Below are 16557 nucleotides of genomic sequence, written 5' to 3'. Positions count from 1 at the left end.
AATGCGCCTTCAATGCTAATTGAAGGCGCGTTTTTTATATTAAGACAAAATACCTAGTTTGGATTGTTTAAATAAAGGGTAAAAGAACCAACTAATGTTTAATTATTTTATATCCGAATGTTTTGCTTTTTCGTTCATATTCTGTAGAGAACAGAATCAGCCGTGAGTAATTCAGTTCAATGAAGTTTATTTCAGTTTATAAACATATATTTCAAATGTATGTTAATTGGTAAAATTGAGCTATTATGGGTTATAATAAAGGGAAATTAAAAGGAGCAGAGCGCTTCTCAACCCTGTTCGTCATCAAAAGAATGGATATTAACATGGTATAAAGCAACTGAGTATAGTAAAAGAGGTGAAGCCAATGCTCACAAAAGTTCAAACGCCTCCATCGCTTGAAACGCTTGTACTGACGATTCAGCAAGGGGATAAACAATTACATAACGAAATGATTCAACAATATAAACCGTTTATTGCTAAAGTTGTTTCAGCTGTATGTAAACGTTATATAAGTGAAGCTGACGATGAATTTAGCATTGGTCTGATTGCATTTAATGAAGCCATTGAAAATTACACAATCCAAAAAGGACGATCTCTTCTTGCATTTGCGGAACTGATTATTAAAAGAAGAGTAATTGACTATATTCGAAAAGAAAAGAGAAATCAAACGCTGCTCTATAGCCGAATTGAAAATGAAGGTTTTATTCAAGGCAAGGTAGAAAGGGATATATCGCTTTCTAACTATAAAAGGCAAAGTGAAACTTCATATATTCAAGAGGAAATGACTTATTTTTGTCAGACGCTAAAATTGTTTAAATTAACTCTTGAAGACATTATCAAGACGTCTCCTAAACATAAGGATGCAAGGGGAAATGCAGTGGAAGTTGCATCCTTTATCGTCAATGAAAAAGAATTAAAAGATAAGCTGTTTTTAAAGCGGCAGCTTCCTATTCGCTTGATTGAAAAACATGTCAAAGTGAGCCGGAAAACAATTGAAAGAAACCGTAAATATATTATCGCGATGGTTATTATATTAGCGGGGGACTACGTGTATTTAAAAGACTATATTATGTAAGAAAAAGGCACACGCAGGTGCCTTTTTTTAGCCATGTTATGAAGTTATGTTTTATTTTTGTGTGCTGCCGCTTAAGTGAGCTTGAGCTTGTTGCACCAAGCGTTTTGTGATTTCTCCGCCTACTGAACCGTTGCTGCGTGCAGCAGTGTCAGAACCTAGAGTTACCCCAAATTCTTGAGCGATTTCATATTTATATTGATCTAAAAATTGTTCTACACCTGGTGTTAATAGTTTATTTGTTCTAGCCATGATTAGTCATCTCCTTTTTTAGTGGTACAGCAGTGAACTGCTGTACCTGTATTATTTGTTGTTTCCTATTTTGCATACTGGTAATGGTTTGCAAGAAAGTATAAAAAAGCCCAGCTTTCAAAGAAGCTGGGCTTTTTTATATATTATTTTACAACTGCATATTGCTCAAGAGACTGAGCAAATGACTTTTGAAGAGATTTTACTTGTTCTACGTATGCATCAGATACGTGTTGGAATTCTTGGCGCGTTTTCTTTTGCTCTTCTACTAATTGTGTTACTACTTGATGATATTGTTCTTGAGCTTGCTTTACTAAAGAATAGCTTGATTTGCTTTGGTTAAGAGAAAGCTCTTGTAATTTATTTAATGCTTCATGCGTGCGGTTTGTCCATTCTTCATAAGAATCGGCAACAGCGTTTCCAGCTGTTTTACGTAAGTTTTCAACTGTTTTTTGTTGAAGATCTTCTAATTCAGCTTTCCACTGTTTGTCTGTTGCTTGAAGTTGTTCAACTGCTTTTGTTACAAATTCTTGCTGTTGCTCAAGTGCTTTTAACGTCCATTGCTCAATTTGTTTGTTTCCTTCTGCAATGTTTTGTAACCCCTTTGTCCATTGTTCCCACATTGCATCAATTACTGTATCATACTTTACTGTTGACATAATCAAATTCCTCCTTGAATAATTTGGTCTGGCGAACAGTTATCGTAATGAACAAAACGTTAAAGAAGAAATTCGTAGTTGTGTGATAAACCTAACATTCCGCGCTCGCTGGTTGACCGTGAAATTTAACATTATATTAGGAAACGCAGATGTACTGCGTGAATCCCTTTAATCGTTTTCTTCCTCTTTTGATTCTTTTGACTTTTTAGAAGAAGAAGAGCTAAAAGGGAACAACATGTCGGTATACATGTGAAAAAATGAATCTAACATGTTTTGATACTGTTCAAGTGAATTAGCCCACATGCTTAAATATTGTTCGCCGGCATCTGTTAATGAATAAATCCGGCGTGCAGGTCCTTCAGCTGACGTATCCCATTGCGATGTAATCAAGTTGTCTTTTTCAAGCTGTCTCAGCGTGCGGTAGACATTTCCCTGATCAACTGATGTGAATCCAAAGCTCATTAGTTGCTGAATGAGCTTGTAACCATGTAGATTCCAACCTCTTAAACTTAAAAGAAGAAAAGGAACCATCAAGTTTTTTGGTGCACCGCTAATCGATTTTTCTAAGTTGTTTGAATTAGAGGTGTTATCTTTTTCACTTGATCCCAAGGTAATCACCCCTTCGAAAAAAGAGAATTTGTTTTCCATATGTGTAATTTACACCTAGATGAAAAAATTGTCAACACTTTAAAACAGGTCTTTCAAATACAGGAAAAAAGAACGATTTTTTGGATTTCGACAAAAAGCGTCAAAAAAATTCAAAAATAAACAAAGATTTAGAATTGTTTATTTTGGAAAACGTATTTATAATAGTACATGTAGGTAATTTTTATAACATTTATAATTTGTTGGTAAGTGAATTGTGAAAAGATTTACATTATCCAATAAATAAACGCAAAATTGGTTGCGTTTACTTAGAGCTTCTAATATGTCGCTTGTCACATTAAGTGTCCATATTGAAAGCCATCACTTTTAACGTACACAAGAAAGGAGATGGAGTTTTGGAACAGCAAAAAGTATTTGATCCGTTTCAAGCATGGAAAGACGTATATGACAAAACCGAATCTTACTGGGGTAAAGTTATTGGGGACAATATGAATCGTGAAGAATTTTCCCAGCTCATGGGAAATGTGCTAAATATGAACCTTCAATATCAACAAGCAGTAAATGAAGTAACGGGGCGCTATCTGCACCAAGTAAATGTACCAACAAAAGAAGATGTAGCAAACGTTGCGTCATTAGTCATCAATGTGGAAGAAAAAGTAGAATTATTAGAAGAGCAATTTGACGATCGTTTTGATGAATTAGAAGCACAGCAAGAAAGTGCATCTGCTTTGAAAAAAGATGTAACTAAGCTGAAATCTGATGTCAAATCGTTAGACAAAAAACTCGACAAAGTTTTATCTCTTCTTGAAGGGCAGCAAAAAACACAAGACGAGTTAAAAGAAACTATTCAAAAACAAATTAAAACTCAAGGTGAGCAGCTTCAGGCTCAGCTGTTAGAAAAACAAGAAAAATTAGCTGAAAAGCCAAAGGCAGAAGCTAAATCTGAAGCAAAACCATCAAACGCTCAAAAAACTGAGCAGCCAGCTCGCAAGTAAGGTATAGGGGATTTTATAACAACATTAACTGCTGTATTTACAGTAAAAATCATAGCTGAAGAAGCAAGGGGGAAATTTTTCATGACAACATTACAAGGTAAAGTAGCAATCGTAACAGGCGGATCTAAAGGTATCGGGGCAGCAATTACACGTGAGCTTGCTTCTAATGGAGTAAAAGTAGCAGTAAACTATAACAGCAGTAAAGAATCTGCAGAAGCAATTGTAAAAGAAATTAAAGACAACGGCGGAGAAGCTATTGCGGTTCAAGCTGACGTGTCGTATGTAGATCAAGCAAAACACCTAATCGAAGAAACAAAAGCTGCGTTTGGTCAATTAGACATTCTAGTAAACAATGCTGGAATTACGCGCGACCGTTCATTCAAGAAGTTAGGTGAAGAAGATTGGAAAAAAGTAATTGATGTAAACTTACATAGCGTATACAACACAACATCAGCTGCGCTAACGCACCTTTTAGAATCTGAAGGTGGTCGTGTTATCAATATTTCATCAATTATTGGTCAAGCGGGCGGATTTGGTCAAACAAACTACTCAGCTGCTAAAGCAGGTATGCTAGGATTCACTAAATCATTAGCTCTTGAACTAGCTAAGACAGGCGTAACAGTTAATGCAATTTGCCCAGGGTTTATTGAAACGGAAATGGTGATGGCAATTCCTGAAGATGTTCGTGCAAAAATTGTTGCGAAAATTCCAACTCGTCGCTTAGGCCACGCTGAAGAAATTGCACGTGGAGTTGTTTACTTAGCAAAAGACGGCGCGTACATTACAGGACAACAGTTAAACATTAACGGCGGCTTATACATGTAATAAATGCTGGCCCTGACTTTTGTCGGGGCTGTGCTTGTTAACTAACTACTAATGGAATGAAAGGGTGTGTATATTCGTGGCAATTCCTTACGTGCAAGAGTGGGAAAAATTAATCAAATCAATGCCAAGTGAATATAAAAGTTCTGCAAGACGTTTTAAGCGTGCATATGAAATTATGACAACAGAAGCGGAACCGGAAGTTGGATTAACACCAAAAGAGGTTATTTGGAAAAAGAACAAAGCGAAATTATACCGCTATACGCCAGTAAAAGATAACCTGCATAAAACACCAATCTTACTCGTATATGCATTGATCAATAAACCGTATATTTTGGATTTAACACCTGGAAACAGCCTTGTTGAATACTTATTAAACCGTGGTTTTGACGTGTATTTGCTTGACTGGGGAACTCCTGGGCTTGAAGACAGCAATATGAAGCTAGATGATTATATTGTAGATTATATTCCAAAAGCGGCGAAAAAGGTGCTGCGCACTTCTAAATCTCCTGATTTGTCTGTTCTTGGTTACTGCATGGGCGGAACTATGACATCTATTTTTGCTGCATTAAATGAAGACTTGCCGATTAAAAACTTAATTTTTATGACAAGTCCATTTGATTTTTCGGATACAGGTTTATACGGAGCATTCCTAGACGATCGCTACTTTAATTTAGATAAAGCAGTAGATACATTCGGAAACATCCCTCCAGAGATGATTGACTTTGGAAACAAGATGTTAAAGCCGATCACGAATTTCTATGGCCCATATGTAACGTTGGTGGACCGTTCGGAAAATCAGCGGTTTGTTGAAAGCTGGAAGCTAATGCAAAAGTGGGTTGCTGACGGAATCCCATTTGCTGGTGAAGCTTATCGTCAGTGGATTCGTGACTTCTATCAACAAAATAAATTAATCAATGGTGAACTTGAAGTTCGCGGACGCAAAGTAGATTTGAAAAATATTAAAGCTAATATTTTAAACATTGCTGCTAGCCGTGATCATATTGCGATGCCGCATCAAGTGGCAGCTTTAATGGACGCTGTTTCAAGTGAAGATAAAGAGTACAAATTGTTGCAAACAGGTCACGTATCTGTTGTATTTGGTCCAAAAGCAGTGAAGGAAACATATCCTTCAATCGGCGATTGGCTAGAAAAACGCTCTAAATAAAATAAAGAAGCGGCTGGGACAAAAGTATTTTAGCCGAAGTGAAAAACGAACCACTGATATTAGTGGTTCGTTTTTTTGTTATGGTAAACGTAGATTTCAAATATATAGTTGCTTCTAGCTGTTGATTGGAGGGCAAGGCGAAGACTCCTGCGGGAAAAGCGGAACAGGTGAGACCCCGCAGGAGTGTCAGCGACGAGGAGGCTCACGGGCCGCACGCGGAAAGCGAAGTCTTGCACGGAAATCAACAGCGATGTCACAAGCGGTTCAGCACATGTATCCCATTTGTTCGTCTTTAGATTGGATTCATTTAATTATGTCTCAACCTCGTTTTTTTTGTAAACAGACAATATTGATTGACGGTTCTTTATGCGGGCTGCTGGAATATATGATATCTAATGACAAGTGAGGTGACTTCTTTTATACTAATGTAGTCACCTTCTTGAACATGGGATTTTTTACATGGATATTGCAATCCGTGTAACAATGAGTATGCTTTGAGAAGAAAGAAGAAAACTATTAGTATTATAACAAAAAAGGAATGTCAGATTATGCCGCAACCATGGAAACGACGAGTAAGGCAGATGTCTTCAGCTCAAATTATTGTTACATTTTACATAGTGGCTGTTACGCTTGGATTTCTATTACTTAGTATTCCAGAAGCTTTAAAGCCGGGAGTGAAGTTAGCATTTATTGATCGCTTATTTATTGCCGTTAGTGCGGTAAGTGTAACAGGGCTGACACCTGTCTCTACTCCGGATACATTTAGTACAACGGGCTATTTTTTGCTCGCTTTTATTTTTCAAATCGGTGGTATTGGTGTAATGACACTCAGTACATTTATTTGGATGATTTTGGGTAAAAAAATCGGTTTAAAGGAACGTCAGCTCATTATGACAGACCATAACCAATCCCGCTTATCAGGATTAGTTGACTTGATGAGAAATATTTTATTTATTATTTTTGCCATTGAACTAGTTGGCGCCATTGTTTTAGGATTACATTTTCTCCGTTATTATTCGAGCTGGACAGATGCGTTTTTGCATGGTTTCTTTGCTTCTGTCAGCGCTACAACAAATGCTGGCTTTGATATTACAGGATCTTCATTTATTCCGTATGCCCATGATTATTTTGTCCAAGTGGTAACCGTTATTTTAATTACGCTTGGAGCGATTGGATTCCCTGTATTAATTGAAATTAAGCACTATTTTTTAACATTTAAAGATAAGCGTAAATTTCAATTTTCGCTATTTACGAAGCTAACGACCATTATGTTTTTTCTGCTGTTAGCAGGGGGAACAATCTTGATTCTTGTGCTAGAGCATTCAGGATTTCTAGCAGATAAGTCTTGGGATGAATCGTTTTTTTATGCGTTTTTCCAATCCGCTGCCACAAGGAGCGGAGGAGTGGCGACCATGAATATTAATGAGTTTTCACTTCCTACGTTAATTATGATGAGTGCGATGATGTTTATCGGTGCTTCACCGAGCTCAGTAGGGGGAGGAATTCGTACGACGACGTTTGCATTAAATATTCTTTTCCTGTTTTATTACGTCAGAGGAAATAAGACGATTAAAATCTTTCGCCGCGAAATTCATGAAGATGACATTATTAAATCAGTAGCTGTATCGATGTTAGCCGTAATCATTTGCTCGATTTCTCTTCTTATTTTAAGTATTACAGAACATTTTTCTCTCATTGAGCTTATTTTTGAAGTGTGTTCAGCTTTTGGGACAACAGGTTTATCAATGGGAATTACGGGAGGGCTTTCTGATATCGGCAAATGCGTTATTATGATTTTAATGTTTATTGGCCGAATCGGCATGTTTTCATTTATTTTAATGCTTCGCCGTCCAACGTCTGGACCGGATTATCACTATCCGAAAGAACGTATTATTATTGGATAAAAGAGGCTGGCACACAAATATTTTAGTTGAAGGAAGATCCGAACGAGTTTGTTTCTTGATTAAGAATCAAACTCGTTTGGATCTTTTTATTGTGATGGTGAACACAGGTTTCATGTAACTTGTTCACAAGAGGATCAACCCATTTATCTCATTTGTTTGCATTTAGATTAAAATGATTTCGTTATGTTTCAACCGCTTTTTTACAGCTTTTTCTGCTTATATTACACATCAGAAAGTGCATTCTAAGAAAAGGAAGTTCAATGGACTTCCAAGCATAGGAGGGATATATGATGGCAAAGCGTAAAGTAGGGTACAAATCAGCACTGACTAACAATAATACACCAAAAGAGAGCCTTTCAGATGCAGAGTTTGCTGCTGAATATGCTGGCGGCGAGGAGCCGGCTAAAGGCGCGAATCGCAATTCGAAAAAAGGAAAGCAAGGTAAGTAACGATGAGCAAACATAAACAAAATAATAAGCATATCGCAAGCACTGAAGCGAAGCAAAAACAGTTACTGCAAGAAGAGTTCGGAGCGGAAATGGGCGATCCCAACGCGGCTAAAATATATGAATCCCTAGGAAAGACAAAGTCTGATAAAGAGCATGAAAAGAAAAAAGAATGTTAAAGAAAAAAACCTCGGATATCCGAGGTTTTAGCTTACAATTGGAAGGCCAAATGCCTCTACAGGTGCTGAATAAAGTTTTGTATCATTTGCTTTTTGATCATAATAAGCAAGAAGAACAGATGGTTGTTCATTTATTTTTCCCGTTTGTTTATAATACATATAGTCAAATGGAAGAATCTCTAAAACAGTGTGCTTGTATAATTCTTTTTCAGCAAGCTGTTCAGCTTCAAAAGCCTGTCCCATGATAGAAGGATTAGCAAGCATTTGCTGATAGTAATGAGAGCGGACTTGTTTTTCTACTTTATCGTCCCACCAAGGTTTACGAGGCTTATGCTTTTGGTTTTGTAAATAATCAATTTTCATAAACCCTTCAATCATTTCTTCATTTGAAAAATTCTCTGTTTCAATGTACTGTCTAAGGCGTCTGAATAAATCTTCAAGCTGATGGCCGATTCGAACCCAGCCCATTTCATCCCAATACGTCCCAAAGTTTTGGAAGAAATCAAAAGGTGTATCATAGCAGTGCTCTACTAAAAACTCTATTGTTTCATCCATTCGATGGTCATTCCAAAACTTTTCTAAAATATCTTCTACATGTTTAATGCGTACGACATCTGAAAATGGCAAGACGTTATTGCTTAAAATTTCATAAGGCGACTGATCCATGTATTGATAATTATAGCGAGGCGCACTTAAGCGTAAGCCAGTGCCGCGAAGCATTTTTAAAAAGCCTAACTGAAGCTCTTCAGGGCGAAGTGCAAATACATCATTAAATGTATTCTTAAATGAGTTATAGTCTTCATCTGGCAGTCCCGCGATTAAATCTAAATGCTGATCGATCTTTCCGCCTTCTTTTACCATTGTTACGGTACGCGTTAACTTTTTAAAGTTTTGTTTGCGTTTGACTAGTTCATTGACAGCATCATTCGTAGATTGAACGCCAATTTCAAAGCGGAATAATCCTTTTGGCGCATTATCATTTAAGAACTGAATAACTTCTGGGCGCATAATATCGGCAGTAATTTCAAATTGAAATACGGTACCTTCACGATGTTCATCAATTAAAAATTGGAACATTTCCATGGCGTAGCTGCGGCTGATGTTGAATGTGCGGTCTACGAACTTAATCGTGCGCGCTCCGTTATCCATTAAATAGCGAATATCTTCTTTTACCTTTTCTCTATCGAAATAGCGAACGCCTACTTCAATAGAAGAGAGACAGAACTGACAGCTAAACGGACAGCCGCGGCTTGTTTCAATATATACAACGCGTTTTGAAAGTTCTTGACGGTCTTCTTCAAAACGGAAAGGAGAAGGCATTTCGCGCAGATCAATTTTATTGCGCTGCGGGTTTACAACTGGTTTTCCTTCTTTTCGGAAAGCCACGCCGCTTACGTTTTCAAACTGGCGCTCTCCGTGAAGTTCGTCCAACAGCTGCTTGAATGTTTCTTCTCCTTCACCGATCGCGATAAAGTCAGCTTCAGGAATACGCTCTAGCCAGTGAGTTACATCATAGGTTACTTCTGGTCCACCGAATATAATGATGAGCTCGGGATTGATCTTTTTTAGCATTTGTGCGACTTTAATCGTTTCTTCAATATTCCAAATGTAACAGCTGAAACCAATAATATCTGGGTTGCGTTTATATAAATCCGTGACAATGTTCATAGCAGGATCTTTAATCGTATATTCGGCCATATCCACTTTATAGTCAGGCTCTGCATAGGCTTTTAAACATCGAAGGGCTAAAGAAGTATGGATATACTTCGCATTCAATGTACTGACAACAATGTTCATTCAAAAAGCTCCTTTTAACTCGTAATATGAAATCAATTTACTATTTTAGCACATTTGAGAAATAAAGTATAAATACCTTGCCACTTTTGTTGTGGAGGGGAAAGGATTTCGGTAAAATGTAACAGAAACGTAAAAGAAGAAAGAGTCTCGGTTAATGTAAACCTTGGTGAACGAAAAAAATGAGGTGGAAAACGTGGAATATAAGCGAATTAAGCCAAAAAAAATATACGAAGAAGTAGCTGAAACGCTTCTTGAGAATATAAAAGAAGGCAGCTTAAAGCCTGGTGACCGTTTGGATTCAGTGCAGCAGCTGGCGGAAAACTTTCAGGTAGGGCGCTCAGCTATTCGTGAAGCTCTTAGCGCTTTGCGGGCGATGGGGCTTCTGGAGATGAAGCAAGGAGAAGGCACATTTGTACGCGAATTTAACTCTGATATGCTGTCTTTGCCTGTAACTAGCGCTGTATTAATGAATAAAAATGATATTGAACATTTGCTTGAAGTGAGAAAAGTATTAGAAATTGGTGCTGTTCGAGCGGCAGCTCAAAAGAGAACAGATGCGGACCTTAAACAACTGTCCGATAGCCTGGAGCAAATGAAAGGAGCGTTTGGCAATGAAGAGCTGGGAGAGAAAGCAGATTTTGCTTTTCATTTAGCTATTGCCAAAGCCTCGCAAAACCCTCTTTTAGTGAAGCTTATGAATAACGTATCAGAAATGATGATTGAAACGATGAAAGAGACAAGACGCATCTGGCTTTATGCGGAAGAAAAAACGGCTGAACGGATTTATAAAGAGCATCAGCAAATTTATGAAGCTATTCTTTCTCAGCATGCAGAAGACGCTCAGCATTTTATGATGAGTCATCTTGATAATGTTGAACACGTGTTAATGAAATACATACCAGAAGAAAAATAATGCCATTTCAGGTAGAAAAGTGTGCACCAAATAACAGAAAAACTAAAATTCAAGCACCTTCCGATAATTTATGCTTGCTCTATTGTGAAAAGATTTACATAATAGAAACTAGGATTGTCAAATGGAGGGTTACAAAGTATGAAAAAGCAATATAGAGATGATAGTTTAGCTTTGCATACAGATTTATATGAACTGAATATGGCACATACGTATTTTAAAGACCATATTCATAAACGCCGTTCTGTATTCGAAGCTTACTTTCGTCGGATGCCGTTTGAAAGCGGTTATGCTGTGTTTGCCGGGCTAGAAAGAGTAATTGATTTTATTGCTAATTTCAGATTTAGCGAAACGGACTTAGATTATTTATATGAAGAATTGCATTATGAAGCGGAGTTTATCGACTATTTAAAGCAAGTTCGCTTTAGTGGTAATGTTCGTTCGGTTGTAGAAGGCGAAATGATTTTTGCTAACGAACCGATGCTGCAAATTGACGCTCCTTTAGCGGAAGCGCAGCTTATTGAAACGCCGCTTTTAAATATTTTAAATTTCCACCCGCTGATTGCGACAAAAGCATCGCGTATTCGCCTGGCCGCGGGAGAAGATAATTTATATGAGCATACGGGTACGAATCAGCTTATGGAATTTGGCTCAAGAAGAGCACACGAGATGGATGCTGCATTTTACGGAGCGAGAGCTGCTTATATTGGAGGCTTTGATGCAACCAGTAATGTCAGAGCGGGGAAAGTATTTGGAATTCCTGTGTCCGGCACTCATGCTCACGCGCTTGTTCAAGTCTATCGTGATGAGTACAGCGCGTTTAAAAAGTATGCGGAATCACACCGTAACTGTATCTTTTTAGTAGATACATATAATACGTTAAAATCAGGTATTCCCAATGCTATTAAAGTAGCAAATGAAATGGGAGATCGCATTAATTTTATCGGTATTCGATTAGATAGCGGAAGACTTCCATATCTTTCTCAAGAGGCAAGAAAAATGCTTGATGAAGCCGGCTATCATGATGTGAAAATTTTTGCTTCGAATGATCTCGATGAGTACAGCATTCTAGATTTGAAAGCGCAAGGTGCCAAAATTGATGGATGGGGAGTTGGAACAAAACTCATGACATCTTTTGATCAGCCTGCGCTAGGAGCGGTGTACAAGCTGGTTTCGATTGAAGATGATCATGGAAACATGGTGGATACGATTAAACTGTCAGAGAATCCAGAGAAAATTTCCACTCCTGGTTTAAAAGAGGTATACCGAATTGTAAATCAAGTGAACCACAAATGGGAAGGCGATTATATTACGATGCAAGACGAAGTGCCGAATGAAGAGCAGCATTTAAAAATGTTTCATCCTATTCATACGCACGTCAGCAAGTTTGTCACGAACTTTAACGCACGTAAAATTCACCAGCCAATCTTTACAGACGGCAAGCTTGTGTACGAGCAGCCTACCATTGAAGAAATGAGAGCCTACTGCTTACAGAACTTAAAGCATCTATGGGATGACTACAAAGTCATTACAAAATCGAACGAAGATGTATTCCGTCCTACAGAGTATCCGGTAGACTTGAGTACAAACTGCTGGGATAACAAAATGCAAAATATTGAAGAGACTAGAAGCAAGTTACTATCTGATACCGTACTTGTGTAGATTCCGTCAGCTAGTAATGAGAGGAGAGTTTTTTTATGAAAGAGCTACAAAAGCAAATTATTGAAGAAATGCACGTCCAAAAAGAAATTAATCCCGTGGAAGAAATTCGCCGCAGCGTTGATTTTCTGAAATCCTACATGAACAAATATCCGTTTTTACGTTCGTTTGTACTAGGTATTTCCGGCGGCCAAGATTCTACGTTAACTGGAAAGCTGGCGCAGCTAGCGGTTAATGAGTTGAACGAAGAAGCGGGAGAAGAGCGCTATCAGTTTATTGCTGTTCGTCTTCCATACGGTGTGCAAGCAGATGAAGCAGACTGTCAAGATGCACTTGCTTTTATTCAACCAACAAAATCTATTTCTATTAACGTAAAACCAGCAGTAGATGCTATGCTTTCTGCTGTTGAAGAAGCGGCAGATGATAAAGTTTCCGACTTCAACAAAGGAAATGTAAAAGCACGTGAACGAATGATTGCGCAATATACGGTAGCGGGCATGTACAGTGGGGTCGTACTCGGAACCGATCACTCTGCTGAAGCTGTTACAGGATTTTATACAAAATTCGGTGACGGAGGAGCTGACTTAGTACCTATCTTCCGTCTGAACAAGCGACAAGGAAAACAAATGCTAAAAGAATTAGGCTGTCCCGAGCATTTATATATGAAAAAACCAACGGCTGATTTGGAAGAAGATCGTCCACAGCTTCCGGATGAAGAAGCGCTTGGCGTAACGTATGAGCAAATCGACGATTATTTAGAAGGCAAAGATGTAGGTGAACATGCAAGTAACGTCATTGAAGGTCACTTCTTAAAAACGCAGCATAAACGCCAATTGCCAATCACAGTATTTGATAATTTTTGGAAATAAATAAGTAAGAAGCTAAGACAAAAGTAGTTTAGTTAAAGGAAAATCTGACCGGTGAAGATTCTTGATAGAGAATCTTCACCGGTCGGATTTTTTTAATGTTATGGCAAACGTAGGTTTCACGTATCCCAATTTCTTATTTTTTATGAAAAAAAGATAGCAAACAAAGAAAGGTATTTTCGAAAAACTAGTGAAATTAGAAAAACATAGGAGTATAATAGCATTAAGTCATCTGATGACCTGTTAACTAAAAGAAGTAAAATGATCAGCTTGGAGGGAGCAAATGATGAAAGTATCTTTATTTGCCACATGTTTGATTGATATGTTTCAAACAAATGTAGGAAAAGCGACGGTAGAATTATTAGAACGATTAGGCTGCAAAGTGGATTTTCCAAAGAGTCAAGTTTGCTGCGGGCAGCCTGCGTATAACAGCGGTTATGTAAAAGAATCAAAAGAAGCGATGAAAAACATGATAAAAGCGTTTGAACATGCAGAGTACGTTATATCTCCATCTGGCTCGTGCGTGACAATGTTCAAAGAGTATCCCCATCTTTTTAAAGGTGATGCTGCATGGTATGAACCTGCCGTGAAGCTTGCTGATAAAACGTATGAGCTAACAGATTTTATTGTAAACGTTTTAAAAGTAGAAGATGTAGGAGCCAGCTTAAATGGGAAAGCCACTTATCATTCTTCCTGTCATATGACGCGTTTGCTAAACGTAAAAAAAGAACCTTTTACACTATTAAACAATGTAAAGGGTCTTGAAATGGAAAACCTTGAAAACAGTCATAACTGCTGCGGATTCGGCGGGACGTTTTCGGTTAAAATGGGGCAAATCTCTGAACAAATGGTCGATGAAAAAGTAGGCTGTATAGCTAAGACAAACGCAGAGTACTTAATTGGAGCTGACTGCGGCTGTCTTATGAATATTGGAGGAAGAATTGAACGAAAAGGACAGCCTGTAAAAGTGATGCATATCGCTGAAGTGTTAAATAGCAGAATGTAAAGAAAGGAGAATACCGAATGTCTATGAAAATAGGAAACGATCAGTTTAAAAAACGCGTCGATGATGGAGTCAATAATGCGTTTATGCGCTTTGCGGTTTCAAGTGCTCAAGAGCGCTTAAGAAGCCGTAGATTAGATGCGGCAGAAGAGTTAGGAAACTGGGAAGAATGGAGAGCGCTTGGCGAAGAAATTCGTCAGCATACGCTTGAAAATTTAGATTACTATTTAGAGCAGCTCACTGATAATGTAGCTAAACGCGGAGGCCACGTTTTTTTCGCTCAAACAGCTGAAGAAGCGAATGAGTACATAAAAAATGTAGCGAGGCAAAAGCAGGCAAAGAAAGTCGTTAAATCCAAGTCAATGGTTACAGAAGAAATTCATATGAACGCTGCTTTAGAAGAACTAGGCTGTGAAGTTATTGAAACGGACTTAGGAGAATACATCCTGCAAGTAGATGATCACGATCCGCCTTCTCATATCGTAGCTCCTGCGCTTCATAAAAATAAAGAACAAATTAGAGATGTGTTTCAGGAAAAGCTTTCGTATAAAAAAACAGAAAAACCTGAAGAACTAGCTCTTCACGCCCGGGAAATGCTGCGAAAAGAATTTTTATCAGCAGATATTGGCATCACGGGATGTAATTTTGCGATTGCAGAATCTGGATCTATTTCACTTGTAACCAATGAAGGAAATGCAAGGTTAACAACAGCCCTTCCTAAAACGCAAATTACGGTTATGGGAATGGAAAGAATTGTGCCAACGTTTGAAGAATTTGAAGTGTTGGTAAGCCTGTTAACTAGAAGTGCAGTAGGTCAGCGGCTTACAAGTTACGTAACAGCGCTTACAGGACCTAGACTTCCTAGAGAAGTAGATGGACCGGAAGAGTTTCACCTAGTAATTGTGGATAACGGACGATCTGCTATTTTAGGAACTGAATTTCAATCTGTTTTACAGTGTATTCGCTGTGCGGCATGTGTGAATGTATGTCCCGTGTATCGCCATATTGGAGGACATTCATATGGATCTATTTATTCAGGCCCGATTGGAGCTGTATTATCTCCTTTACTTGGAGGCTATGAAGACTACAAAGAGCTTCCATATGCCTCAACGCTATGCGCAGCCTGTACAGATGCCTGTCCGGTCAAAATTCCGCTGCATGAGCTATTGCACAAGCATCGTCAGCGAATTGTCGAAAAAGAAGGAAAAGCACCTATTTCGGAAAAGCTGGCGATGAAAGCATTTGGCTTGGGAGCAGCTTCTTCTTCTCTATATACAGTGGGCGCTAAAGTAGCACCGGCAGCTCTTACTCCTTTTATGTCAGGAAGCAGTATTTCCAAAGGGCCTGGTCCATTAAAAGCGTGGACGGAAAGCAGAGAGTTTCCGGCGCCTACAAAAGAGCGCTTACGAGATTGGTTTGATAAAAGGAGTGATGATGATGAACGGAAGCATTCAAAATAGAGACAGTTTTTTAGACAATATTGCTGCTAATCTTAAGCGAAGCAGGCGAACAAGCGGCGTAGTAAAGCCACAATGGAAGCATGCTCCTCAGCATGAGGTCTACCGCAGCTATTCGCCAGATCAATTAAAGAAAGAGCTTGAAAACCATTGCGAACGTATTCATACTCGCTATGTAGAAACATCATCACAACACTTGCCAGCTGTCCTTGAGGAAGCCGTAGCGAACTATGGAAATGGTCTTGTCTGCACGTGGAATGATCCTAGGTTTTCCGAATATGGATTGAATCTGCTGATGGAGAAATGGGAAACAAGCAGTAGCCTTCATGTATGGGATTCTGCAAAAGGCGATGAGAATATTAAACTAGCTGAACAAGCAAATGTTGGAATTACCTTCAGTGATTTGACGCTAGCGGAATCCGGCACAGTTGTTTTGTTCAGCAGCGCTGAAAAAGGACGATCGGTCAGTTTGCTGCCCGCCACTTATATTGCAATCATACCTCAAAGCTCAATTGTTCCTCGCATGACACAAGCCGCTGAAATGATTCATGAAAAAGTAGAGCGAGGAGAAAGGATTGCTTCTTGCATTAACTTTATTACGGGACCGAGCAATTCAGCTGATATTGAAATGAATTTAGTAGTTGGTGTGCATGGGCCTATTCAAGCAACTTATATTGTAGTGAATGATCGATGAGGCTGTGACAAACGTATTTTAGCCCAAGTGAAAAACGAACCATTACTCAACGTGTTTGAGTAATGGTTCGT

The 16557-nt window shown here is 38.5% G+C and carries 18 protein-coding genes; 14 read left to right on the top strand and 4 right to left on the bottom strand.

Annotated features, from left to right (window positions below):
* Positions 1-364: 364 nt before the first annotated feature.
* Positions 365-1075 carry an RNA polymerase sigma factor SigI gene (gene sigI, locus POF52_RS08900; RefSeq protein ID WP_013082200.1) on the top strand — a complete coding sequence of 237 codons (711 nt, stop codon included), beginning with the start codon at positions 365-367 and terminating at the stop codon, positions 1073-1075.
* 51 nt (positions 1076-1126) lie between these two features.
* On the opposite strand, the gene POF52_RS08895 is transcribed toward sigI, so the two are convergent.
* The 3 genes from POF52_RS08895 to phaQ form a co-directional block, all read right to left on the bottom strand.
* Positions 1127-1324 carry an alpha/beta-type small acid-soluble spore protein gene (locus POF52_RS08895; RefSeq protein ID WP_013055933.1) on the bottom strand — a complete coding sequence of 66 codons (198 nt, stop codon included), beginning with the start codon at positions 1322-1324 and terminating at the stop codon, positions 1127-1129.
* 143 nt (positions 1325-1467) lie between these two features.
* Entirely contained in the window at positions 1468-1980 is a 513-nt protein-coding gene (gene phaP, locus POF52_RS08890) for a polyhydroxyalkanoic acid inclusion protein PhaP (RefSeq protein WP_013055934.1), read from the bottom strand.
* Between the two features lie 168 nt (positions 1981-2148).
* Entirely contained in the window at positions 2149-2628 is a 480-nt protein-coding gene (gene phaQ, locus POF52_RS08885) for a poly-beta-hydroxybutyrate-responsive repressor (protein WP_013082201.1), read from the bottom strand.
* A 353-nt stretch (positions 2629-2981) separates the two neighbouring features.
* On the opposite strand from phaQ, the gene phaR reads away from it, so the two are divergent.
* The 7 genes from phaR (at position 2982) to POF52_RS08850 (ending at position 8100) form a co-directional block, all read left to right on the top strand.
* On the top strand, positions 2982-3581 hold the full coding sequence (gene phaR / locus POF52_RS08880) for a polyhydroxyalkanoic acid synthase subunit PhaR (RefSeq protein WP_013055937.1): 600 nt from the start codon (positions 2982-2984) through the stop codon (positions 3579-3581).
* A gap of 81 nt (positions 3582-3662) precedes the next feature.
* Positions 3663-4406 (top strand): acetoacetyl-CoA reductase, encoded by a 744-nt coding sequence (locus POF52_RS08875; protein ID WP_013055938.1) that lies wholly within the window; start codon positions 3663-3665, stop codon positions 4404-4406.
* Positions 4407-4482: 76 nt separating this feature from the next.
* On the top strand, positions 4483-5571 hold the full coding sequence (locus POF52_RS08870) for a class III poly(R)-hydroxyalkanoic acid synthase subunit PhaC (protein WP_013055939.1): 1089 nt from the start codon (positions 4483-4485) through the stop codon (positions 5569-5571).
* Positions 5572-5692: 121 nt separating this feature from the next.
* Positions 5693-5977 (top strand): hypothetical protein, encoded by a 285-nt coding sequence (locus POF52_RS08865; RefSeq protein WP_271991947.1) that lies wholly within the window; start codon positions 5693-5695, stop codon positions 5975-5977.
* A gap of 118 nt (positions 5978-6095) precedes the next feature.
* The gene (locus tag POF52_RS08860; protein WP_256656514.1) at positions 6096-7475 is read left to right on the top strand and encodes a TrkH family potassium uptake protein; all 1380 of its coding nucleotides are present in this window, start codon (positions 6096-6098) and stop codon (positions 7473-7475) included.
* Positions 7476-7765: 290 nt separating this feature from the next.
* Positions 7766-7924, top strand: coding sequence for a hypothetical protein (locus POF52_RS08855; RefSeq protein WP_025749458.1), 159 nt, complete (start codon positions 7766-7768; stop codon positions 7922-7924).
* A 2-nt stretch (positions 7925-7926) separates the two neighbouring features.
* Entirely contained in the window at positions 7927-8100 is a 174-nt protein-coding gene (locus tag POF52_RS08850; RefSeq protein WP_013082205.1) for a hypothetical protein, read from the top strand.
* Between the two features lie 27 nt (positions 8101-8127).
* Here POF52_RS08850 and POF52_RS08845 read toward each other — a convergent pair whose 3' ends face one another.
* Positions 8128-9897 carry a B12-binding domain-containing radical SAM protein gene (locus POF52_RS08845; RefSeq protein ID WP_176583913.1) on the bottom strand — a complete coding sequence of 590 codons (1770 nt, stop codon included), beginning with the start codon at positions 9895-9897 and terminating at the stop codon, positions 8128-8130.
* A gap of 193 nt (positions 9898-10090) precedes the next feature.
* Between POF52_RS08845 and POF52_RS08840 the strand changes: the two genes are divergently transcribed.
* From POF52_RS08840 to POF52_RS08815, 6 genes are all read left to right on the top strand, one after another.
* Positions 10091-10810 (top strand): FadR/GntR family transcriptional regulator, encoded by a 720-nt coding sequence (locus POF52_RS08840; RefSeq protein WP_013082207.1) that lies wholly within the window; start codon positions 10091-10093, stop codon positions 10808-10810.
* Positions 10811-10948: 138 nt separating this feature from the next.
* A complete protein-coding gene (locus POF52_RS08835) occupies positions 10949-12469 on the top strand; it encodes a nicotinate phosphoribosyltransferase (protein WP_144631301.1) in 1521 nt (506 codons plus the stop codon).
* A 35-nt stretch (positions 12470-12504) separates the two neighbouring features.
* Positions 12505-13335, top strand: coding sequence for an ammonia-dependent NAD(+) synthetase (gene nadE, locus POF52_RS08830; protein ID WP_271991944.1), 831 nt, complete (start codon positions 12505-12507; stop codon positions 13333-13335).
* Positions 13336-13618: 283 nt separating this feature from the next.
* On the top strand, positions 13619-14338 hold the full coding sequence (locus POF52_RS08825; protein WP_271992180.1) for a (Fe-S)-binding protein: 720 nt from the start codon (positions 13619-13621) through the stop codon (positions 14336-14338).
* A gap of 17 nt (positions 14339-14355) precedes the next feature.
* The gene (locus POF52_RS08820; protein WP_271991942.1) at positions 14356-15795 is read left to right on the top strand and encodes a LutB/LldF family L-lactate oxidation iron-sulfur protein; all 1440 of its coding nucleotides are present in this window, start codon (positions 14356-14358) and stop codon (positions 15793-15795) included.
* Positions 15773-16486, top strand: a complete 714-nt coding sequence (locus tag POF52_RS08815) for a LutC/YkgG family protein (RefSeq protein ID WP_271991940.1) — start codon at positions 15773-15775, stop codon at positions 16484-16486. The genes POF52_RS08820 and POF52_RS08815 overlap by 23 nt, the downstream gene beginning before the upstream one ends.
* Positions 16487-16557: the final 71 nt, after the last annotated feature.

The sequence above is a fragment of the Priestia sp. AB genome, assembly GCF_028369225.1.
Lineage (GTDB): Bacteria > Bacillota > Bacilli > Bacillales > Bacillaceae_H > Priestia > Priestia megaterium.
This window is presented reverse-complemented; position numbering and strand designations above follow the sequence as displayed.